Annotated in this window: 23 protein-coding genes and 2 tRNA genes; 15 read left to right on the top strand and 10 right to left on the bottom strand. The window is 44.2% G+C overall.

Features of this window, described 5'->3' with window-relative positions:
* Positions 1 to 13 precede the first annotated feature (13 nt).
* From lolA to ACMCM8_RS08065, 5 genes are all read left to right on the top strand, one after another.
* Positions 14 to 811, top strand: a complete 798-nt coding sequence (lolA, locus tag ACMCM8_RS08085) for an outer membrane lipoprotein chaperone LolA (RefSeq protein WP_412727218.1) — start codon at positions 14 to 16, stop codon at positions 809 to 811.
* The gene (locus ACMCM8_RS08080; protein WP_412727216.1) at positions 798 to 2,105 is read left to right on the top strand and encodes a replication-associated recombination protein A; all 1,308 of its coding nucleotides are present in this window, start codon (positions 798 to 800) and stop codon (positions 2,103 to 2,105) included. The genes lolA and ACMCM8_RS08080 overlap by 14 nt, the downstream gene beginning before the upstream one ends.
* Positions 2,106 to 2,226: 121 nt before the next feature.
* Positions 2,227 to 2,610 (top strand): fluoride efflux transporter CrcB, encoded by a 384-nt coding sequence (gene crcB, locus ACMCM8_RS08075; RefSeq protein WP_412727214.1) that lies wholly within the window; start codon positions 2,227 to 2,229, stop codon positions 2,608 to 2,610.
* 10 nt (positions 2,611 to 2,620) lie between these two features.
* The gene (serS, locus tag ACMCM8_RS08070) at positions 2,621 to 3,916 is read left to right on the top strand and encodes a serine--tRNA ligase (RefSeq protein WP_412727212.1); all 1,296 of its coding nucleotides are present in this window, start codon (positions 2,621 to 2,623) and stop codon (positions 3,914 to 3,916) included.
* Positions 3,917 to 4,315: 399 nt separating this feature from the next.
* The gene (locus ACMCM8_RS08065; protein ID WP_412727210.1) at positions 4,316 to 5,146 is read left to right on the top strand and encodes a GH12 family glycosyl hydrolase domain-containing protein; all 831 of its coding nucleotides are present in this window, start codon (positions 4,316 to 4,318) and stop codon (positions 5,144 to 5,146) included.
* Positions 5,147 to 5,619: 473 nt separating this feature from the next.
* On the opposite strand, the gene ACMCM8_RS08060 is transcribed toward ACMCM8_RS08065, so the two are convergent.
* The 5 genes from ACMCM8_RS08060 to ACMCM8_RS08040 form a co-directional block, all read right to left on the bottom strand.
* On the bottom strand, positions 5,620 to 6,108 hold the full coding sequence (locus ACMCM8_RS08060) for an arsinothricin resistance N-acetyltransferase ArsN1 family A (protein WP_412727208.1): 489 nt from the start codon (positions 6,106 to 6,108) through the stop codon (positions 5,620 to 5,622).
* 177 nt (positions 6,109 to 6,285) lie between these two features.
* Positions 6,286 to 7,305, bottom strand: a complete 1,020-nt coding sequence (arsB, locus tag ACMCM8_RS08055; RefSeq protein WP_412727206.1) for an ACR3 family arsenite efflux transporter — start codon at positions 7,303 to 7,305, stop codon at positions 6,286 to 6,288.
* A 9-nt stretch (positions 7,306 to 7,314) separates the two neighbouring features.
* Positions 7,315 to 8,031, bottom strand: a complete 717-nt coding sequence (gene arsH / locus ACMCM8_RS08050) for an arsenical resistance protein ArsH (RefSeq protein WP_412727204.1) — start codon at positions 8,029 to 8,031, stop codon at positions 7,315 to 7,317.
* Positions 8,032 to 8,034: 3 nt separating this feature from the next.
* A complete protein-coding gene (locus ACMCM8_RS08045) occupies positions 8,035 to 8,505 on the bottom strand; it encodes an arsenate reductase ArsC (RefSeq protein WP_412727202.1) in 471 nt (156 codons plus the stop codon).
* Between the two features lie 15 nt (positions 8,506 to 8,520).
* On the bottom strand, positions 8,521 to 8,853 hold the full coding sequence (locus tag ACMCM8_RS08040; RefSeq protein ID WP_412727200.1) for a metalloregulator ArsR/SmtB family transcription factor: 333 nt from the start codon (positions 8,851 to 8,853) through the stop codon (positions 8,521 to 8,523).
* 394 nt (positions 8,854 to 9,247) lie between these two features.
* Here ACMCM8_RS08040 and ACMCM8_RS08035 point away from each other — a divergent pair, with 394 nt between their 5' ends.
* Positions 9,248 to 9,943, top strand: coding sequence for an SOS response-associated peptidase family protein (locus tag ACMCM8_RS08035; protein WP_412727198.1), 696 nt, complete (start codon positions 9,248 to 9,250; stop codon positions 9,941 to 9,943).
* 15 nt (positions 9,944 to 9,958) lie between these two features.
* Here ACMCM8_RS08035 and ACMCM8_RS08030 read toward each other — a convergent pair whose 3' ends face one another.
* The 5 genes from ACMCM8_RS08030 to ACMCM8_RS08010 are packed head-to-tail and all read right to left on the bottom strand — an operon-like array spanning position 9,959 to position 12,107.
* Entirely contained in the window at positions 9,959 to 10,306 is a 348-nt protein-coding gene (locus ACMCM8_RS08030) for a TusE/DsrC/DsvC family sulfur relay protein (RefSeq protein ID WP_412727196.1), read from the bottom strand.
* Positions 10,306 to 10,614, bottom strand: coding sequence for a DsrH/TusB family sulfur metabolism protein (locus ACMCM8_RS08025; protein WP_412727194.1), 309 nt, complete (start codon positions 10,612 to 10,614; stop codon positions 10,306 to 10,308). Before ACMCM8_RS08025 ends, ACMCM8_RS08030 begins: the two co-directional genes overlap by 1 nt.
* A complete protein-coding gene (locus tag ACMCM8_RS08020) occupies positions 10,614 to 10,982 on the bottom strand; it encodes a DsrE family protein (protein WP_412727192.1) in 369 nt (122 codons plus the stop codon). Before ACMCM8_RS08020 ends, ACMCM8_RS08025 begins: the two co-directional genes overlap by 1 nt.
* Positions 10,982 to 11,386, bottom strand: coding sequence for a sulfurtransferase complex subunit TusD (gene tusD / locus ACMCM8_RS08015; protein WP_412727190.1), 405 nt, complete (start codon positions 11,384 to 11,386; stop codon positions 10,982 to 10,984). The genes ACMCM8_RS08020 and tusD overlap by 1 nt, the downstream gene beginning before the upstream one ends.
* Before the next feature lie 55 nt (positions 11,387 to 11,441).
* Positions 11,442 to 12,107, bottom strand: coding sequence for a Bax inhibitor-1/YccA family protein (locus ACMCM8_RS08010; RefSeq protein WP_412727188.1), 666 nt, complete (start codon positions 12,105 to 12,107; stop codon positions 11,442 to 11,444).
* A 239-nt stretch (positions 12,108 to 12,346) separates the two neighbouring features.
* On the opposite strand from ACMCM8_RS08010, the gene ACMCM8_RS08005 reads away from it, so the two are divergent.
* The 9 genes from ACMCM8_RS08005 (at position 12,347) to uvrC (ending at position 22,365) form a co-directional block, all read left to right on the top strand.
* A tRNA-Ser gene (locus ACMCM8_RS08005) sits at positions 12,347 to 12,438 on the top strand.
* Positions 12,439 to 12,835: 397 nt separating this feature from the next.
* The gene (locus ACMCM8_RS08000; protein WP_412727186.1) at positions 12,836 to 13,327 is read left to right on the top strand and encodes a DUF6841 family protein; all 492 of its coding nucleotides are present in this window, start codon (positions 12,836 to 12,838) and stop codon (positions 13,325 to 13,327) included.
* Between the two features lie 22 nt (positions 13,328 to 13,349).
* Positions 13,350 to 14,234 (top strand): LysR family transcriptional regulator, encoded by an 885-nt coding sequence (locus ACMCM8_RS07995; RefSeq protein WP_412727184.1) that lies wholly within the window; start codon positions 13,350 to 13,352, stop codon positions 14,232 to 14,234.
* A 289-nt stretch (positions 14,235 to 14,523) separates the two neighbouring features.
* Positions 14,524 to 14,615, top strand: a tRNA-Ser gene (locus ACMCM8_RS07990).
* Positions 14,616 to 15,043: 428 nt separating this feature from the next.
* The gene (gene ovoA / locus ACMCM8_RS07985) at positions 15,044 to 17,170 is read left to right on the top strand and encodes a 5-histidylcysteine sulfoxide synthase (protein WP_412727182.1); all 2,127 of its coding nucleotides are present in this window, start codon (positions 15,044 to 15,046) and stop codon (positions 17,168 to 17,170) included.
* 167 nt (positions 17,171 to 17,337) lie between these two features.
* The gene (locus ACMCM8_RS07980) at positions 17,338 to 18,786 is read left to right on the top strand and encodes an aminotransferase class I/II-fold pyridoxal phosphate-dependent enzyme (protein ID WP_412727180.1); all 1,449 of its coding nucleotides are present in this window, start codon (positions 17,338 to 17,340) and stop codon (positions 18,784 to 18,786) included.
* Between the two features lie 181 nt (positions 18,787 to 18,967).
* On the top strand, positions 18,968 to 19,687 hold the full coding sequence (locus tag ACMCM8_RS07975; protein ID WP_412727178.1) for a pirin family protein: 720 nt from the start codon (positions 18,968 to 18,970) through the stop codon (positions 19,685 to 19,687).
* Positions 19,688 to 19,869: 182 nt separating this feature from the next.
* Positions 19,870 to 20,514: a UvrY/SirA/GacA family response regulator transcription factor gene (gene uvrY / locus ACMCM8_RS07970; RefSeq protein WP_412727176.1), complete on the top strand. Its 645-nt coding sequence runs from the start codon at positions 19,870 to 19,872 to the stop codon at positions 20,512 to 20,514.
* Positions 20,515 to 20,532: 18 nt separating this feature from the next.
* The gene (gene uvrC / locus ACMCM8_RS07965; protein ID WP_412727174.1) at positions 20,533 to 22,365 is read left to right on the top strand and encodes an excinuclease ABC subunit UvrC; all 1,833 of its coding nucleotides are present in this window, start codon (positions 20,533 to 20,535) and stop codon (positions 22,363 to 22,365) included.
* The last annotated feature ends 30 nt before the right edge of the window (positions 22,366 to 22,395 follow it).

Here is a 22,395-nt window from a genome sequence, read left to right as displayed (position 1 = left end):
ACGGAATAAGTAGATGAAAAAAGCAGTATTAGATTATTTCGCCCGGACCTTCACTGCACTGAGCGCAGTTGGGGTTATAAGTGGGCTTGCGTGTAGTCAAGGGGTGTCGGCACTGCCACTGGTGTTAAATCAAGCATCTCAGGGTGGGACGGGTAGCGAACTATCTCAACCAACCACAAGTGAAGTTTCTGTCCAGTCGATTAATGAGACTGAGAAACAAATGGACATGTCAGTTTCACAAAATGCAAGCGCAACACTGCACAGCTTGCTGGCAGGCATGAAACAATTTAGAGCGCGTTTTGAACAAACCGTTTTAGATGCCCAGCAGACGGTTGTGCATGAAGCGCAAGGAATGCTTACCATGACACGGCCAGATAAACTGCGCTGGGAAACCACCTTCCCTGATGAAACCCTACTGATCGCTGATGGCGAAGCAGTATGGAATGTGGATTCGTTTGTAGAACAAGTTACCGTGTTGTCGCAGGAAAACGCAATTAAAGACAACCCCATTGTGCTTTTAACGTCACGCGATACACAAATCTGGAACAAATTTGCTATAGCGCAACTAAACGCAGAAGTTGGTCCCAATTTGCGTAGCTTTCAGGTGACGCCAAAAGAAGCGGGCGGCCAAATTGTTACCCTGACCCTAACCTTTAATCAGGATGATCAGTTAGCCGCCATGAATATGTTAGACGCGCAACAGCAAATTAGTACCTTGATATTTAGCGATATTGAAACCCGTTTTCCTTTAGCCGCGGATACTTTTACCGTCGACATTCCAGATAGCTATATAGTTGATGACCAACGTTAATCACGCTTTTGCGCCGCTGGCGGCGCGCATGCGTCCCACCACAATAGAACAATACACTGGTCAGGCTCACTTATTGGGGCCCGATAAACCCTTGCGTAAAATGTTAGACGCAGGGCACTGTCATTCAATGATTTTGTGGGGGCCACCGGGAACCGGTAAAACCACGCTGGCAGAGTTAATTGCGCATTACACTAACGCTACGGTATTGCGTATCTCAGCGGTAACCAGTGGGGTAAAAGACATTCGTGCGGCTATGGATGCCGCAGAAGAAAACGCCCGATACAATCAACGTACACTGCTGTTCGTTGATGAAGTCCATCGCTTCAACAAAAGCCAGCAAGATGCCTTTCTGCCCTTTGTTGAGTCAGGTGTGGTGACGTTTATTGGCGCGACTACCGAAAACCCTTCTTTTGAGCTAAATAACGCCTTGCTGTCTCGCGTGCGGGTGTATGTACTAAAACCCCTCGAACAAGACGCGTTAATGCAGTTGATTGAACGGGCATTGTCTGATCCTGAGAAGGGACTAGGCGAGAGACAGCTGACGATGGCCGAGAATGCGAAAAATGCCTTGGTCCAATTGTGTGGAGGCGACGCCAGACGGCTACTTACCTACTTAGAGTTGGCTGCTGATTTTACTAATGGTAATGAAATTTCCATCGGTGATATTGAACAGGCAGTGGGTGAGAAAATTGCCAGTTATGACAATAAGGGTGATACCTTTTACGATCTCATTTCCGCCTTTCATAAATCGGTACGCGGCTCTGATCCAGACGCTGCATTATATTGGTATGCGCGTATTCTTGATGGCGGCGGCGATGCTCTCTACGTGGGTAGGCGGTTGTTGGCTATTGCTTCAGAGGATATCGGTAATGCCGATCCCAGAGCCATGCAGTTGTGTATTAACGCCTGGGATACGTTTCACCGTGTGGGGCCTGCTGAAGGCGAGCGCGCGATAGCGCAAGCAGCGGTATATTGCGCACTTGCGGCAAAAAGTAATGCGGTCTATATGGCATTTAGCGAAGCGAAAGCGCTGGCGCGAAAAACATCTGACGCACAAGTACCCATGCACTTACGCAATGCGCCTACTAGTTTAATGAAAGAACTGGGTCACGGTGAAGGCTATCGCTATGCCCATAATGAGCCTAATGCGTTCGCCGCAGGCGAAACCTACTTTCCAGAAGGACTGGAAAATACCCGTTTTTATCACCCTGTTGAGCGCGGGTTAGAAAAAGCCTTAAAAGCAAAGCGGGAATATCTTGATTCACTTAATGCGCAAAGCCCAATAAAAAGGTAGAGTAATCAAGGTAGATGTGACGTATCAGAAATAACGAGCCGAATACTGGTTCACTCACAATGCGTTTAATCCATATTCTCCATCATGAACACTCAAAATAATCGCGCTTAGGGAGACAACTGTGCCTCAAGGGTTAGCTTTGTACTGTTTTATTGCCGCTGGCGGCGCAACAGGTGCCTGTTTGCGTTATTTTGTTACAACAACAGTGGATTCCTTATTTGGAAAACACATGCCGTTTGGTACACTAACCGTGAATGTGGTGGGTTCGTTTGCCTTAGCCATACTATATGGTTTTATTGAGCGCCATGAATTAAGTGATTCACCTTACCGTGCACTAATTGGTGTGGGTCTGTTAGGGGCATTTACCACATTCTCAACGTTTTCAGTTGAAACGTTAACTTTATTAGAAAATGGGCTGTGGCACAAAGCCATAGCAAATGTATTTCTTAACGTTGGCGCCTGTTTATTAGCGGGTTGGCTAGCCATTGAATTAATGAAAGGATAAGTAGAAACACATGTTAGATCCAAAGTGTTTGCGAAGCGATATAGAACAAACAGCCAAGCGATTGGCTGCCCGTGGTTTTGACCTCGACGTAGCAGCTTTCAGTTCGCTTGAAGAAAAAAGAAAAACACTTCAGTCCAGAACACAGGATCTGCAAAACGAACGCAACGTACGAAGTAAGTCCATAGGTAAAGCGAAAGCCCAAGGCGAAGACATTGCGCCTTTGCTGGCTGAAGTAGGCAAACTGGGTGACGAGCTCGATGCCGCTAAAGCAGAACTGAGTGAATTGCTTGAAGAAATTAACATCTTCACTCAGGGTATTCCCAATTTACCACACGAGTCAGTTCCAGAAGGTAAAGACGAGGACGACAACGTCGAAATTTCACGTTGGGGTGAGCCTCGCAGCTTTGACTTTGAAGTGAAAGATCACGTCGATGTAGCAGAGGGGCTGAACAACGGTTTAGACTTTGCAACGGCAAGCAAACTCACTGGAAGCCGTTTTGTCGTGATGCGTGGTGACATGGCGCGTTTAAACCGTGCTATTGCGCAATTTATGTTGGACGTTCACACACAAGAGCACGGTTATCAGGAAATGTACGTGCCTTATCTGGTTAATGCTGACAGCTTATACGGTACGGGGCAGCTACCTAAATTTGGTGAAGACTTATTTCACACTAAGCCTGCGACCGAAGAAGGCCAGGGGTTGTCGTTAATTCCAACGGCTGAAGTGCCACTGACAAACATTGCCCGTGACGAAATTTTAGATCCTAAGACACTGCCAGTGAAAATGACAGCGCATACGCCTTGCTTCCGCTCTGAAGCGGGATCGTACGGTCGTGATACCCGCGGTCTTATTCGTCAGCATCAATTCGATAAGGTAGAGCTTGTTCAATTGGTTAAGCCAGAAGACAGCTTCGATGCTCTAGAAGCTCTGACAGGTCACGCTGAAGCGATCCTGCAAAAATTAGAACTGCCGTATCGCAAAGTCTTACTTTGTACCGGTGATATGGGCTTTGGCGCGTGTAAAACCTACGACCTTGAAGTATGGCTGCCAGCGCAAAATACTTACCGTGAGATTTCATCATGCTCTAACATGTTGGATTTCCAGGCGCGTCGTATGCAGGCTCGTTATAGAAACCCTGAAACGCAAAAGACAGAGCTACTTCACACATTGAACGGCTCTGGACTGGCAGTGGGACGGACATTGGTGGCAATCTTAGAGAACAACCAGCAAGCCGACGGCAGTGTTGTTGTGCCAAAAGCACTAGTGCCTTACATGAATGGCCAGGAAGTTATTAAAGCTCAGTAAGTTATTGTCAAATCTTTGCAATTCGATGCGTCACCTGAATTGACGAATAGATGCGTTGTAAAAGAGAGCAAAACTGGGCGGTAAAAACCAATAAACCCATAGTCTAAGGACTATGGGTTTTTTTATAATTCTTACTGTGTTTTTTTATTTCATATTAAGTATTATTCACACATACCTGCTCATATGCTCTTGAATAACATGGAAAGTAAGACAGGAAGGATGGCATGTGTATAAGAAAATAAGAATAGCAAAATGATGCAGTTATATGTGTACAAATTATGTGCTATGTTTTTGGACTGTAATAAATACTTCTGTCTGCACCACTATTTCGCAATATAAGCGTTTCTGTTTAGAGTAAAAGTTATGCAGCGATGAACTAAAAGCCCAAAGGAGGTAACAGTGAAATCCTTTGTATGCTTTGCGCTGTTGATGATTTCATTCTCAGATAGCTTTGCGTCCAATAAAAAGGGAGATCTTATTGGGGTCTCCGATACCATTACATGTGACGAATATGCCAATATCCACACCGAAATGGGCGTGCTAAACAATAACGTTTGGAATAAACATGCTGTGGGCAAAGCGACGTGGAAACAGTGCTTGATAAGCCGGAAAGAAGAAAATTCCGTCCAATATGGCTGGTATTGGAATTGGCCAAAAGACAAAAGGACGATTTATGCCTACCCCCAAATTAAACAGGGGAGTTCTCCATGGGCACCATTACCACACTTCAATGACTCCATACCCACGAAAATAGATTCACTGACCAAATTTAAGGTTGAATATCAACTGTATACGACGAGTGACGGGACATTTAATACAGCAACAACACTTTGGTTAACCCATGCTACGCAACGCGACAATATTGTATCGCCCGACATTATAGCGGCTGAAGTGATGGTGTGGACTCAAGCTACAGAAGGCCATTTTTCTCCGGCAGGTAGAAAAATCGACAGTATTGAGATTAACAACCAGCAATGGGAAGTCTGGTACCAACGAAATTGGTCAGATCAATCGGGTAAAAATAAGAATCATTGGTCTATCGTTACGTTTAAATCAGTTGAGAATCTACAGTTCGTTCAGCTTGATATTCTGGCCCTGCTTCGCTATGCCGAAAACAGTAAATTAATCCAACCCCAACTGTTTGTGGCAGATATCGAGTTGGGCAATGAAATAATGCGCGGTGAGGGCGTTTCTTGGGTGAAGTACTTCAACGTAAGTATTGAAAACTAAAATAGGTGTTTCTATGCACGTTACCGATATCAAAGCGTTTGTACCTAGTAAAAATTTTAGTATCTCACGAGAATTCTATAGCGAAATAGGTTTTATTGAATCTCCGATATCAGACGATCTCACTCTTTTTCACAACGGCGATTGCTGGTTCTTTCTACAACGTTTCTATAATAAAGAGCTAGCTAGCAACTTTATGCTCCAAATTTGTGTGGAAGATATCGACACTGCTTTTAAGCGTTGTACAAAGAGCCAACATAAAACCAAAATAAGCCCAATTAGCAACGAAACCTGGGGTAGGGTATTCTATGTATGGGGACCGGCTGGCGAGCTTTTGCATTTTACGCAGTTAAAACACTAAGCCATAGTGTATTTCAACTAGGTTATTGGCCCCTAAACCCATTGGGCATCAGCACGGGTACGCTTGTTCGAGCTTGCCAACTTCAATGCTATTCTCGGTTAATCTGATTCAACTTTTACAGGTTTTTTTCAACAATCACCACGTCTAACCATTTGCCGTTTAACTGTCCATGACGCTCATAAACTCCTACTTCGCGAAACCCTAGTTTTTTACACAGTGCCAGGCTGGCGTGGTTAAACGTAAAAATCCGCGAAAGGACTTTACTGAATCCATGGGATTTTGCGCAGTCTATCAAGGCGCCTAACAGCTTGGCACCTGTTCCTTTGCCTTTTGCGTTATCACTAAGATAGATTGAGAATTCGGCTATGCCGCGATAACATTCGCGCTGCCGATATTCTGACAACTTCGCAAAACCAATGACTTCGTGGTGTGCTTCAGCCACAAGGAGTGGATATTTGTGTATTTCGCTAAACCATTCCAGCACGGTGTCGACATGACGTTCCTGGGTTTCAAATGTAGCCAGTCCTGACCTGATACCTGCGTTATAAATAGCGCAAATAGGATAGGCGTCATCGTGTGTAGCGGGGCGAATTACAATTGTCACAGAGGCCAAACCTTCATTAGTATTTTGGTTACGTTGACCGTTGTTATACAGCAATAATCAACGGCCATCATTATTCATATAGCGTGAATTGAAAGCTCACAGTGTTACCCGATATCGAATTCGCTTTCTGCTAAAGTGCTGATCGTTATACTCGATAAGCGAAACGCTGTAGCATCGCTAGGTTTTAAACCAATGTTGAGTACGATTTGCGAACCACACAAGCGACAACATCACAGGTACCTCAACTAACACGCCCACTACTGTGGCTAATGCGGCGCCAGAATGTAGACCAAATAGCGAAATTGCGACGGCGACAGCTAACTCAAAAAAGTTTGAAGTTCCTATCATGCAAGCAGGGGCTGCCACATTGTGTGGTAACTTCATTTTTTTTGCGATGAAATAGGCTAAAGCAAAAATGCCGTAAGTCTGGATAAGCAGAGGAATTGCGATTAACACAATGGCTTGTGGCTTAGCTAATATGGTCTCTGACTGAAAACCAAACAATAATACAACAGTGGCCAGCAAACCAATGATTGACCAGGGTTTCATGGTTGCTAAGAACTGGTTTAGGCGAGTGTGATCATTGTCTTTGTCGAGTTTATTTCGCGTCAATGCACCTGCTATAAGGGGGATGAGCACATACAAAACGACAGACAGAAACAACGTATCCCAGGGAACACTAATATCGGTTACCCCTAACAGCAAACCCGCGATAGGGGCGAAAGCAAAGATCATTATGATGTCGTTAATGGAAACCTGAACCAGGGTATAGTTGGCATCACCTTTTGTCAGTTGACTCCAAACAAACACCATCGCAGTACATGGTGCAACCCCAAGTAAAATCATGCCCGCGATATACTCCGTTGCCGTTTGGGGATCAACCCACTGGGCAAATATCCCTTTAAAAAACAGCCAACCCAGAAGTGCCATTGTGAATGGTTTGATTAACCAATTGACCACTAATGTTAACGCCAATCCTTTCGGTTTTTTACCCACATCTTTAAGCGAGGAAAAATCAATTTGTACCATCATGGGGTAGATCATTAGCCAGATGAGTACCGCAATGACTAAATTAACGTGCGCGTATTCCACATTGGCGATAATCGCAAACGCACTGGGTAACATGTTACCAAGGAAGATGCCGACCACAATCGCTAAAGCGACCCACACTGATAAATAACGTTCGAATAACCCCATAAAACCTCCTTAAATCGCGCGCTGATTAACTCGCTGGGTTAGCTGCTGAGCCGACTCTACCCGTTCTGAGTACCTGTCTACGAAGTATTCTTTATTATTTCTGAGTAATAAAGTGAACTTCATTAGTTCTTCCATAACATCGACAATGCGATTGTAATATGACGACGGTTTCATACGATCTTGATCATCAAATTCAAGGAATGCTTTTGCTACGCTAGACTGATTGGGAATAGTCACCATGCGCATCCAGCGACCTAATACGCGTAATTGATTCACCACATTAAACGACTGTGAACCGCCACAGATCTGCATTACCGCTAAAGTTTTACCCTGTGTGGGTCGAACAGCGCCAATACTCAGGGGAACCCAATCAATCTGACTTTTGAAAATGCTCGTCATTGCGCCATGACGCTCTGGTGAGCACCATACTTGACCCTCTGACCACGTCATGAGTTCTCTAAGTTCCTTAACCTTGGGGTGGCTCTCGTCTTCAGTATCAGGCTGAGGCAAACCTTCGGGGTTGAAAATTTTTACTTCTGCGCCCATCCGCGTGAGAAGTCGCGCGCATTCTTCTACGACCAGCCGACTGAACGACCGCTTCCGTAACGAGCCATATAGCAGCAAAATGCGTGGAGCATGTTCTACGGGTGTACCTTGACACTTATCAAACGAAGGAATGTGAAACTGAGATTCATCAATATTCATTAGTGTATTGTCCTGACTCATCGTTTACTGCGCTCCTAATTTTTTTAATTCAGCCTTGAGCGCTTCATGTGAGAGGTTTTTTTCTGCTAATGGCATTAGCTTTTTTACCCGCGTGGTAATTTTATCGATACAGGCTCTGAACCCCTGTGCTTTTTCCTCTTCACTGCCTTTAATTTTTGAGGGATCAGCAAGACCCCAGTGGACTTTAACCGAATTACCAAACCACACAGGGCAGGCTTCTCCAGCAGCTGCGTCGCACACGGTAACTACAAGGTCAGGTTTGAAAGCTTCAAATTCATCCCACGATTGACTGCGTAAACCATCTACAGAGATATTGGCTTCTTTCAGATAGTGGATAGAGAGTGGGTGAACCACGCCTGATGGCTGACTACCAGCACTTTTGGCTTCGATACGATCACCTGCTACATGATTAGTAATGGCTTCAGATAAAATACTTCGACAGCGATTGTGCGTGCAGATATAAAGAACTTTCATGGGTATTCCTTGTGATTAACAAGAAGGGTCTTGTAATTTGGAAGTGTTTAGTTTTTTTAGGGGATCAGCAAAATAGTCATTATTATTGTCGGCTGTATGGTTGATAACCATTTTGGCCCATTCGGGTAGCTCTTTATGAAGTTGGTAATACACCCATTTACCACGGCGTTCGTCCTGTAATACGTTACACTTGCGAAGTTCAGCTAAATGCCGTGACACTTTAGGTTGGTCAAGTTCCAATGCCGCCATTAGGTCGCACACACAGGCTTCTTTAAGTTGGCTGATGATCAGTACAGACTTAAGACGTGTATCGTCAGACAAGCATTTGAAAAATTGTAATGGGTTCATATTCACATGTCTTAAAACAGATATGTGGAATATAATATATATGAAATATCATATGTCAACAGGTGTGTTTCGTCACTGTTCTAAAGCATTGAAAGGCTAATAAAGTGGCGCCAATGGTCATAGCTTGGCAAAAGTAACACCATTGCATTGAACTTAAGCCAATAAAAAGAAAACAGAGGCACATTGGTTTAAACGTTTATTATCAGAAAAGTTCCGCAGAGTAAGACTGCCGTGTTTATATGGACCACCCCGTTGTCTTGAGCATAAGAACAGCGTGTGAGATTGCATGACATACTCGACAACATTCGGTTTTGTTTGGCGGTTTAGTTCTTAGCACGGGTATATGGTGCTTAGATAATTTTATAGAAGACAGTGAAATAAGAAGGGGGCGTATATGTGCGGGTTTATTCAGCGGGTCACTGACTCACCAGATGTCATTGCGCTTTTAGAAGAAGTTGGACTCACCCAAACTATACCGCTTTTTAAGAAAGAAGCGCAGCATGCTGATGTCATAAATTTCTATCCTGCCTTCGGAAAGGTGGCTCAGAAACAAATCACTAACCTTATAGTTGATTACCAAAGCACCATAGACGCTACCTGGTGGTTCGATGCCAAACCTGCTGGGGATACCCTTGAAGTTGGTGAGCGTACCACTTTTAATGCGCGTAATCTTGATAGCCCTTATTGGCAAAAAGCGGTTAGCCAGCGAAGAGGAGTAGTAGTAGCGACAGCGGTGGGTGAATCAAACCCCTCAGGCAAGGGTAAAGCGCATTATTTTATGCGCCCTACACGTGGCGCGCTGCTTCTTGGTGCGGTCTATCGCGTATTCAGTAATGGGTGTTATTCCTGTGCAGTGATAACCCGTCCACCCAGAGACGATTTTAGCCAATTTCACGAAAAATCCATTCCGTGCTTTTTACCCCATGATAAAGAGGCGTTATCAGCGTGGTTGAGGCAGGGAATGAATTACGACGTTGAGCAACTGCTTGCTACCCCTCGTATTTATACCGACTTATCCATTACCAGAGTAAAAACCTTTAAACACGCAGAGCCTATAGATGAACCGGTTTTACTAAAGGCCACATTGTAAAGAATAGCCAGCGTGTTATAGGCATTTGGCCGGTTTAGGTAAGCCAGCAAGTTTAGTCGCCTGTTTGGCAGGACCTTTTTTAAACAGCCGTTGTAAATAGCGACTGTTACCTTTTTCCGGGCCAAATTTGTTGGCCATGGCTTTGACCAATGCACGAATAGCTGGACTGGTTTCATATTCTTCGTAGAAGGCACGCACGAAGCGCACGACTTCCCAGTGCGCCTCAGTCATTTCAATATTTTCTTGTTCTGCAAGGTATGCAACCATGCCTTCATTCCACTGGGTATAGTCAAGCAAATAGCCCGCTTTATCCGTGGCAATTTCCTGTCCGTTGTACAAAAAACTAAAACTATCCTGTGACATTACAGTACTACCCATTGTTGGTGATGTGACATGAGTGAAGCGAGCTCGGTAGGTGTGACTACGCGCACTGAGTCACTACACTTTACTCCACGAGTACTAAGGTCGCTGTGTAGGGCATATAAGACGCTTTCGGCTGTCTTTAGTTGGACGAGTGCATCGATGTAGGCGTTTTCAACTGCTTGTGCGTAAACACCGTCGCCAGAAAATAGCACAACGACATTAGATGATGGTTTTGCCTTTGTAAATGCGGCGCGAATGAGGTTTTTATCAATTTCTGTCAATCGCGGTTTTGTAATAGAAAAAATCATTAGAACGTTACCACGTGATCGACACTGTCGATAAGGTTAATACGCGATTGAGCATCTACCCACTGGCCTTCAAGCGCTTCAATAAGTTCGCTGTTGGCGAGGGTATGTGCAATTCCAAGCATCGCTGCGCTTTCCTTACAAACATAGCAATCTTCAATATCGAAAAACGGCAGGGAGGCAAGGCGTTTACTGTGGTTTTTTAACCCTTTTAACGAGTCTGTTTTTGCCAATTGCAAAACACCATCACCTTCAAACAGCACTTTTACGTCGTGCCCATAATTCGTCGCGGCAAGGGCAAAATCTAGGCCATCCTGACTTATCTGGTTGCCGTATGGCGTTTGAGTAAATCGAATAAGTATTGTCGCCATTAGAACTGTACCACTTTGTTGCAGTTGTGCAGGGCTGTAAAAAATTCACCTAATCCCGCTTGTTGAAAAGGTGCTGACAAATTCGCCATGGGAGTGTTGTTAAGAGTTATACCATTTTCAATGGCTTCACTCTCACTGACAATGCCGCGTTTTATTGCAGCGGTAATACATACTAAAAGTGCTACATTGTGTTGTTCAGACAGGGCTTTCCATTGGTCTAATACATAAAGTTCATCACCGCTTCTCAGCATCATATTATTAGTGTGATACACGCCGTCACTGTAAAAAAAAACGTTGTTTATACTGTCCCCGTTGTCGATAACACCTTGAATAAAGGCAAGCGCACGCATGGCCGTATCGCCATGAAAAGGGGAGGTGGTGATAAGTATTGAATATTCTGTCATACAAATAAAAACACCCCGATTAAGGGGTGTTTATCTTTAAACCTTAAACGCTAAATTAGTCGTCGCCACCGAATGCACCAAGAAGGTGTAGGATAGACGTGAACAAGTTGTAGATGTTCAAGTATAGCGAAACTGTCGCGCGAATGTAGTTAGTTTCACCACCGTTAATGATACGACTAGTATCAAAAAGGATGAAACCCGACATGATAAACACGATAGCTGCACTAATAGCTAAGCTTACCGCTGGTACTGCAAAGAACAGGTTGGCAATACCGGCAACTAAAACCACAACTAAACCAACAACCAAGAAACCGCCCATAAATGAGAAGTCTTTCTTAGTCGTTAATGCATAGCCAGACAATGCAAAGAATACCAGCGCAGTTGCACCCAAGGCTTCCATAATTAGGCCTGGGCCTGCTACACCTAGGTAAAAATTAAGGGTATACCCTAACGAGGCTCCCATTAGGCCAGTAAACGCAAATACCCAGTAAATACCCGATGCTGAGTCGGCTTTTTTCTGGATTACAAATAACATAATGAATGCGCCGATAGTCATAACAAGAGACATCATAGGAGAAATGCCTACTGCCATAGCTATACCAGCACATACCGCACTAAACGCCAGTGTCATCGCAAGCAGCATATAGGTGTTGCGTAGAACCTTGTTCGTCTGCAATACCGATGGTTGAGATGCACTTGAATACATCGAACGTTGATCCATTGTTTCCTCCAATAGGACTTATGATATGACCAAAATGGTACACAATTATTTAGTGTATGTTGTATGGCTTTTAGTTCCCATTTTCAAGTGGTTTCAGATGAAATTGACGTTAGGTGCCTATAAAAGCGACTCAATTGTGTAATAAATGATGTATTTGCTTGAAAACTCAACACTTAAACAACTTTTTTAAATTTTCGCTTTACAGTCCTAAAAATATCATTAAGATACGCAGCACTTCAGGAGAGTTGGCAGAGCCCGGTTTAATGCACCTGACTTGAAATCAGACGTGGGGTCAAACCCACCGGGGGTTCGAATCCCTCACTCTCCGCCAATTAAAACAAAAGCGCCTCGCAGAAATGCGGGGCGTTTTTGTTTTGGTTTGTAGCAAGTGAGGATTTGATTTGAACCCCACGGTTCGACCAATCGTCGGGAACGATTGGTGCCGCCGCAGGCGCCCGAAGGGGCGGGAGCAGGAAGCTCCCGAGCACATCCCTCACTCTCCGCCAAACCTTTCAAGTACTAAGTGGTATCCTTTTACGTCTTTGTGAAAGCTAAGTGAACGTGATTTAAATAGAACGAACTTCACTTAAAACTGCACATATTCTATGTTGCAAATTTGCACCACCCGGATAACAAAACACTCCACGACTTCACTACTGTTTGTTGCTAATGTCCCGACATTAACGGTAAGTCAGTATTGAATGAATTGAATTTTGGAGAGTGTATACATGAGAGTTTTCTTTGCGGTTTGTCTTGTCATTTTAATGTTCAATCAACAAAAAGTATTAGCAAAACAGGCGGTTAAAGCACCTGAAACAGAACAGGTTAGGGCGTTTTTCGACGCTTATATGAATAAATATAACCATTACCTCACAACTAATGAGTTTAACGACCAACCGTATTTGTATCACGATACGATAATGGTAATGTCATCTTCGGTGGCACCTTACACCATCGGCTATTCTGCATTTTACCAGCGAACCAGAGCTTTTTTAGATAACCTTAAAGCGCAAGGCGTTAGAAGAGTTAACTGGGTTGACATTAATGTGCATTTGATTGATAAAAATTTAGCGGTTGCAAGCAACACCGCGGCTCGCTATTTAGAAAATGGCGATGAGTTTAACCGAGTGGGTGTAACATATATGATGCGTAAAGCTAACGACGAATGGCGTATTACCTCATTTATGGTACACAACGCAGCCGGTGTTATTGATTTTTAGTTAACCTGAAAAGAATGAATGCATGAACGATTGGGATGATTACAGACTGGTACTTGCCATACATAAAGGTAAAACACTCCGCAATGCCGCTCATGAATTAGGTGTTAATCATTCAACAGTCTCACGCAGACTGGCTATACTCAATAAGAATTACGGCTCTGAGATAGTACGAAAAACCCCATCAGGGCTGTGCTTGTCACCACTTGGTGAAAAGTTGTTAGTTTCCGCAGAAAAAATTGAGTCGCTGGTAATTCAAGATAAGCGTTTTGAACGCGCTGAGCATTTAGAGTTAGAAGGTGATATCAGTGTCTCTGTTCCGCCGCCAATAATGCAATTTTTACTGCTAGATGACCTAATGCATTTTCAGCGTACTCACCCACGCATTGCGCTGAATATTCATTCGTCATACGAAATTGCCAATTTAGATGAATGTGAAGCTGATGTCGTAATACGCGTGTCCAATACGCCTGATGAACACCTTGTTGGCTATCGCCTGTTTTCGGTGGCAACGCAATATTACGCCGCCAAAGATTATCTCAAAAACACCCCCCCGCATTTGTACCAATGGATTACGAATACACATTCGGGTGATAGGCCTGAATGGATAAAGCACACACCATTTCCCGACGCAAAGATTGGCCCATGCATTACTGATTTAACGTTACGTCATCAAGCGGCGAATTCAGGGCATGGCATGATCCGAGGAGCATGCTACATCGCTCACAATTTTAACAACCTGGTTAGCCTTGCTGGCACTGAACCTGAGCCATTCCAACAAATTTGGGTTTTAAGTCATCCAGATCTTGCGCACATTAATCGGATCCAAGTGCTTAAAAAGTATCTGGCTGATGCGCTTAAATCCAAAAAAGCGCGCATAACAGGGGAAAGTGAAACCGCTAACGCGTAAGGGTGGTTCCTCAGCCGAATTACCATTGGTAGACAAATAAGTGTCATAACAATAGTTTTGCGCGGAGTTGCGCTTTTTCGCATAACTCAAAGGTGTTTTGTGTCTCAAGAAAGATCTAGGTCTTGTTGGTTGTAAAGGCACTATGCGTTTAACAGGGTAGTTTTTGTTTAAAAAATAGCGATTAAAAACAAAAATTAAACGTTTTGTTCAGCATTTCAGCACTTGATTGATTTTGTTGAAATTAGTGCTTTACAGAACAATTTAAATCATTATTATACGCAGCACTTCAGGAGAGTTGGCAGAGCCCGGTTTAATGCACCTGACTTGAAATCAGACGTGGGGTCAAACCCACCGGGGGTTCGAATCCCTCACTCTCCGCCAAATAAAACAAAAACGCCTCGCAGAAATGCGGGGCGTTTTTGTTTTATTTGTTGCAAGAGAGGATCTGATTTGAACCCCACGGTTCGACCAATCGTCGGGAACGATTGGTGCCGCCGCAGGCGCCCGAGCACATCCCTCACTCTCCGCCATATTTGAGAAACCCGCACATTGTTGCGGTTTTTTTTATGCCTTTCGAAGATATTTCGTTGAAATTAAATCTGATCTCTCCCTGTCTACTGGTTGTAACTAACAGGTATTCCGACTAAAAATCTAACCATGTCGTGCTTTGTTCACAAAAGCCTGATAAATAATAAATAGATTTACTAGTGACTGAACGGTCTAATACACAACTTTTCCTTCGTCAAAAATAAGGGCTGCACCTAGTGCGGTTGAGTGTATCTGGACATCAGAGAAATTGAGAGGACAGCATGCAGGCAATGCCCACACCTAACCTAAGGATAGGAACAGTAGAACAAAAACGCGCTGAGATAAAAGCGTATTTCCTAGACGCATTTGATACCTATGAATCACTTTTTTCATGTTTAGCCAAGGATGAAGCATTTTATGCGCGCCCCGAAAAGTTGCGCCATCCTCTGATTTTCTATTACGGTCACACTGCTACTTTTTTTATTAACAAGCTGGTGTTGGCAAAAATCATCAATGAGCGAATTAACCCCAAGTTCGAATCTTTGTTTGCCATTGGCGTAGATGAAATGAGTTGGGATGATCTCAATGACGAAAACTACGACTGGCCCAGTGTGGACGAAGTGAGGCGTTACCGAAAGCAAGTACGGATATTGGTATGCGACTTAATTGACACCTTGTCTTTTTCATTGCCTATCGACTGGGAAAACCCGATGTGGCCTGTGATCATGGGTATAGAACACGAACGCATCCACTTAGAAACGTCTTCAGTGTTAATTCGCCAATTGCCTATCGAATTAGTCAATCCTAATCTCAACTGGCCCGTTTGCCATCAACGCGTAGCCCATTTAAAAGACATACCCAAAAATCAGTTAATGGATATTGCCCCCACGTTGGTAACGTGTGATAAGAGATGGGACAGTGCGTATTACGGATGGGACAATGAGTATGGTCGCCAGCAGCAACAGGTGGAAGGATTTAGTGCATCACAGTACTTAGTTTCAAACGGTGAATTTCTATCGTTTGTCCAAGCGGGTGGCTATGAAAATGCCGAGTACTGGGAAGATGAGGGTAATCAATGGCGTGAATATACCCAGGCTTCTCATCCTGTATTTTGGCTTAAAACGTCTCAAGGATATCGTTATAGAAGTATGCTTGAAGAGCATGATTTGCCCCTTGATTGGCCGGTGGATGTTAACTACCACGAGGCTAAGGCATTTTGTAATTATAAAAGTGAGCAATTGGGTAAGCTAATACGGTTGCCTACTGAGAATGAATGGTTAGCCATGCGTACACAAGCGGGTTTGTCGCAAGCTATCTATGCCGATGGGTTTAACATAGCGCTTAATAAGTTTGCCTCTAGTGAGCCTGTAAATGTGAATAAAACCGGCGTATTTTATGATGTGGTGGGTAACGTTTGGCAATGGACAGAAACGCCAATTTACCCGTATGACGGCTTCAAAGTGCATCCCCTCTACGATGATTTCACTACACCTACATATGATAACAAGCACAATTTGATCAAAGGTGGCAGCTGGATCGCAACAGGTAACGAAGCAAGCAAAGACAGCCGCTATGCGTTTAGAAGACACTTTTTTCAGCATGCGGGTTTTAGGTATGTTCAGAGCGAAAGCGAGATAACCGTGTCCGACTTCGATTATGAAAGTGATACCCAAGTGTCACAATACAGTGAATTTCACTATGGTGACGAATACTATGGTGTAGCCAATTTTGCTAAAGCCAGTGCAGAATTTTGTATAGCCAAAATGAAGGAAGTCGGTAAGTCCAGCGGTAGTAGAGCACTTGATTTAGGGTGCGCCGTAGGCCGATGCACTTTTGAATTGGCCAAGTATTTTGACCATGTTGATGGCATAGACTTTTCTGCACGGTTTATTAAAACCGCTTTTGCGATGCAAGAGCGCGGTGAAATTCGTTATCACCTGATAGACGAGGGAGAACTCACGTCTTTTAAATCGCGTAAGCTTAGTGCGTTAGGCTTAAGTAATGTCACGACAAAAGTCGCGTTTGCCCAAGGTGATGCGTGTAACTTAAAACCGCAATACACCGGTTATGATCTGATCTTTCTAGGCAATCTGATCGATAGGGTGTACAGCCCTCGCAAAGTGCTAAATGAAATAAGTCAGCGGTTAAATGAGGGCGGGCTACTGGTGGTAGCAAGTCCCTTTACCTGGTTGGAAGAGTACACAGCGCGCAAGGAATGGCTTGGTGGCTATAAAGATGAAAATGGTGAAACGCTAAGCTCGACCCAAGCCTTAGAACAGGTGTTAGGAGCACAATTTACACGTATTGGAGGTGCCCAAGAAATTCCATTTGTGATCCGAGAAACAAAACGCAAATTTCAACATACCTTATCTGAGTTCAACGTATTTCAAAAAACAGCGAGTTCATAGAAGTCTGATTTCATGTTAGGGCAAGTGTGCAGATTTGTAGGTGAATTGCTGGGCGTGTGGAGGCAGTTCAGGGTAACAGCTTTAAGACAGCAAAGAGAGAATAGAGTGAAAAAGAGGCGTGTTATGGGGCGAGTTGTCACTGTTATAGCACTTAAATGGTGCAATGGATGAACCTTGCGCACACACCGGTATTTGACAGTTTGACCGAGCGCTTTTGCGAATTTACGTCAGTGTGGCAAAGCGGCGATGACCCATCCTCTTATATGCGCTCCTCTATGCGTAAGGGGCGAATAAAGTTTGATGCCATAGCCACGCGGTTTCCGCACGCGCCCTCAAACGCCATTGTGATGTGGATTGCCGATATGGATATTCCACCTGAAAAGGCCATCATTAGCGCCGTCGAACACCATATTAAAAATCACTATGGATATGCTTCGCTTTCTATAAACCAAGCAGTCGCGAAATGGCTGAACAAACAAAATGAATTGGCGAAATGTGCCATAAAGGCCGATCAGGTTGTCGACGTGGCCAGTGTGATCAGTGCAGTTGATGTTGCCCTTAACACCTATTGTAAAAAAGGCGAGAAGGTCATGGTACTTACGCCTACCTATGGCCCGTTAAGGGATGTTATTGCATTAAACGACTTAGAACCCTTGGCAGTGCCTTACACGCCTCAAGCCTGCACTGCGCAATCGAATGCGCTTGCGCATGAAGCAGGGCCAACAAAGGCTAGCGTCATTCAAACACACACAACAGGCTCAATGTACGTTGACCGCAGTACTCCCCGCCCTAATACCAATGACCACAATGCAAGTAACCAGAATGCAAGTAACCAGAATACACCCCCCCAGAGAAAAGCCTTTGGCAATGACGGTGTTGTGGATATTGACCTTAACAGTTTGAATCCCAAAGCCAGCGCTTTTGTACTCTGTCATCCTAATAACCCTGACGGCGCATTAATAAGTACTGAAAGTCAACGAGCCATTATCACATTTTGTGAACGTCACAATATTATACTGATTGTGGATGAAGTGCACAGTGAATGGGGGTTTATCAACAACACTCCTGCTAGCGTTCCCTTATTTGGTGCGCAGGTAAGGTTAGCCAACTCCGCTTGTCTTATACATCTTAACAGCGCTAATAAAGGGTTTAACTTAGCGGGCTTACCGGGGGCATCTTATGCGGTAATTACCGATGCTGTCAGGCGGCAGGCGTTTGAAAGTACGATTCAAAGAAAGCACCTTGACGCAGCCGCTGTCAGTAAAGTCGCCCTTATAGCGGCATATGAACGCGGTGGTGATTGGCTGGAGGCGACAAGACGGGCAATTGGGTTTAATCGAGAATTGGTGAGCGCTTTTTTTCACCATTATGCTATTCAAACGGAATATACTTTGGGGGCGGCAGGCTATTTTTTATGGTTGAACTTACATGCCTCTGCGCGTTGTGACACTGACCAAACATGTTTCACTCCTGCAGTGTCGTATAAAGACTGTCTAAGAAGGGGGGTAATAGGCAGCGATGGTGAACAGTTTGGTGCTCCTGGTTATATTCGTTTAAATCTGGCTATGCACCCTGCACTAATCGAACAAGCTCTTAATCGAATATTTTTTAACTAAATTCTATTTTAAAGAACGAAACCCGCTATTAAATGACATTTCATCCTAAAATAGTGCCCATATAATGTTGCTATCTGAACGTCACTAAATGATGTGACACGCGTTAAATCGCACCATGACACCTATTTTAAGCATTTTTATAGCGTTGATAGATCATGGTGTTGTGACAGGAGCAAAACGTATGGTTTATTTAAGAAAAGCATCAGCGCGAGGCAAAGTGAATCTAGGGTGGCTGGACAGTAAGCACAGCTTTTCTTTTGGACATTATTACGACGCTAATCATATGGGGTTTTCTGCCCTTAGAGTAATTAACGACGATGTAGTACAAGGGGGCAGAGGCTTTGAGACTCACGGCCATCGCGATATGGAAATCATTTCCTACGTGGTAAGTGGTGAGTTGAAGCATAAAGACAATACTGGTAACGAATACATTGTGCCCGCTGGTGACATTCAAGTGATGAGTGCGGGTAAAGGCATTATGCACTCAGAATTTAATCCATCTGCTGATATACCGGTTAATTTTCTTCAAATTTGGATTGTGCCGAATCAAAAAGGTGGTGATCCAAGTTATGCACAAAAAACAGTAGGTAAGGGGGACGCAGCAGGCTCAATAGTTGAAGTATTGGTGAACCAATCAGGAAATAACGGCGCATTACCTATCAAACAAGATGCAGCAATAAGCCGTATAACACTAAAATCGTCTGATACATTGACGCTTACAACTGCAAGCCGAAAAGGGTACCTTCATGTAGTAAGCGGTGAAGTTACGGCAAAGCTGGCCAGTGAAAAGGAAACCATCTCGTTAAATTCTGGAGATGCTATCGGATTGTATATTAATGAAACAATGCTGCTCTCTACCCCGACAAATACAGTGGCTTTATGGTTTGATTTGCCTGAATAATAAGCTCAAAAATACTTAATATCAGTAATTTATTTACAAAATGTGTATCTTCACTTCACGCGGGCGCAACTCGTGGTATGATGACTTGGAAGTAATTTTGGGTGTGTACGCTCGTGCCTAGCATGGCATAGGTCAGCCCTTAATTCTGTTGTTTTAAAATGTGAAGTCAGTGAGATACTAGAGTGATAAAAATAATCCTAGCAGATGACCATGATTTGGTCAGAACAGGGATACGCCGGATTCTGGAAGACGTTGACGATTTTACTATTCTCGCAGAAGCGAAAAATGGTGAAGACGCGGTGCAATTGTGCCGAAAAAATGCGCCAGATGTGGTACTCATGGACGTTAATATGCCAGGCATTGGTGGCTTAGAAGCCACCCGTAAAATTGTACGTATGTCTGAGAATACCCGCGTGATATGTTTATCTATGCATAAGGAAAGTCCTATTCCAATGCAGGTTATGGAAGCGGGGGCGTTTGGTTTTCTAACTAAAGACGCAGAACCAAGTGAAGTTATCCTTGCTATTCACAAAGTGGTGGGTGGCCAAAAATATATAGACAGTGAAGTTGCCAACAGTATTGCCATTGGTAAGCTTTCTCCACAGTCTGAAAATCCGTTCAATGATTTATCGAGTAGAGAATTGAACATTGCACTACGGCTGACTAAAGGCCAGCGTGTGACGGATATCGCTAGCGAACTGAGTATTAACGCAAAAACGGTCAATACTTACCGCTATAGAATGTTTGATAAGTTAGGCGTAACCTCGGATGTTGAACTAACGCACCTCGCGCTGCGTCATAAGCTTATTGACCCGAACCTTTTATAGGCGTTAACAATACGCATTATGTCAGAGCAATCACCATCTGCGTTTGATTCAGCAGCGTTCCTAAAAAATCTCACCTCTCAGCCTGGCGTGTACCGCATGTATAACAGTCAGGAAGAGGTGATTTATGTAGGAAAAGCCAAAAACCTTAAAAAACGTGTATCCAGCTACTTTCGCGCTAATCTGGATAATGCGAAAACCCGTTCACTGGTCAGTCAGATTGCCCACATGGATGTCACTGTGGTTAACAGTGAGACGGAAGCCTTTTTACTTGAAAACACCTTCATCAAGAAATATAAACCTCGCTACAACGTAGTGATGCGTGACGACAAGTCCTATCCGTTTATATTTCTATCCAGCCATGAACACCCAAGACTTACCTTTCATCGCGGACCGCAAAAAAAGAAAGGGGAGTATTTTGGCCCATACCCCAGTGCGTGGTCGGTAAGAGAAGCGTTGCGGTCAATGCAGCGCATTTTTCCCGTCAGGCAATGTGAAGACAGTTATTATCGCGCTCGCAGTCGCCCGTGTTTACAGTATCAAATGCAACGATGCAGTGCCCCCTGTGTAGAAGGTTATGTCAGTGATGAGGAATATCAGGAACAGGTGAATTTTGCCCGTCTGTTTCTGAAAGGGAAAAATCAGCAAGTGATAGGGCGCTTGGTTGAAAAGATGGAAAAGGCCAGCGATAACTTAAACTTTGAGGCGGCAGCGCGCTACCGTGACCAGATAAATGCGTTGAGAAAAGTGCAGGAGCGCCAGTGGGTAGCCGGTACGCAGGATGAAATGGATGTCTTTGGTTTTGCTTTTAAAGGCAATATGGCCTGTATTCAAGTGATGTTTATCCGCGATGGTCAATTGCTAGGCAGTAAAGCATTTTTTCCTAAAGTGCCGACAACAGCAGATGAACAGGAAATATTCGAATCATTTTTCTTACAGTTCTATTTAGCGGGGAATAAAATCATCCCCAAACAAATAGTGCTGGCACGTGAATTGACCGATCAAGACGCGATATGCGAACTATTGAGCAGTGAAGCAGGTCACAAGGTCACCTTCTTTAAAGGTGCGCGAGAAGAAAAGCGCAAATACCTTCAGCTTGCCCAAGCCAATGCGCAGACTGCGCTTGAAGCCCAATACAGTCAACAAAAGTCGGTGTTCGCCCGTTATCTCGATTTAGAAGCGGCGCTTGAAGTTGAGCAACCCTTTCAGCGTATGGAGTGTTTTGACATCAGTCATACCTCTGGCCAACAAACCGTGGCGTCGTGTGTGGTGTTTAACCGGGAAGGGCCGTTAAAAAGCGATTACCGCCGTTACAATATTGAAGGCATTACGCCCGGAGATGACTATGCTGCGATGGCGCAGGCGTTAAAACGTCGCTATAAATCGGTGAAAGATGTTCAAAAGATCCCAGATTTACTGTTGATTGATGGGGGAAAAGGGCAGCTTGCTCAAGCCGAGGCGTTTTTTGAAGACTGGCCTCACGATAAAAAACCTATGTTGCTGGGTGTGGCAAAGGGGACAACCAGAAAACCCGGTTTAGAAACGCTGATATTAGCAGGCAGTCACGACGTTGTTCCAATGGAAAGCCATTCTCCGGGCTTACATTTGGTTCAGCATATCCGTGACGAGTCGCACCGTTTTGCCATAACTGGTCATAGAAATCGCCGTCAAAAGGTGAAAACCACGTCGAGTTTGGAAAGCATTCCCGGTATAGGCGCCAAACGCAGACAAACCTTATTGAAGTTTATGGGAGGGTTACAAGGTCTTCAAAAAGCCAGTAAAGATGAAATAGCGAGTGTTCCGGGTATTAGTCAGGAATTGGCTGAGACCATTTACGATCACCTTCACCAATAAAACGCATGAGTCGCAAGCATTACGCTAGAA

The sequence above is a fragment of the Alteromonas sp. D210916BOD_24 genome (genome assembly GCF_047159385.1).
GTDB lineage: Bacteria > Pseudomonadota > Gammaproteobacteria > Enterobacterales > Alteromonadaceae > Alteromonas.
The sequence above is the reverse complement of the archived record's forward strand: the minus strand, read 5'-3'. Positions and strand labels throughout refer to the sequence as shown.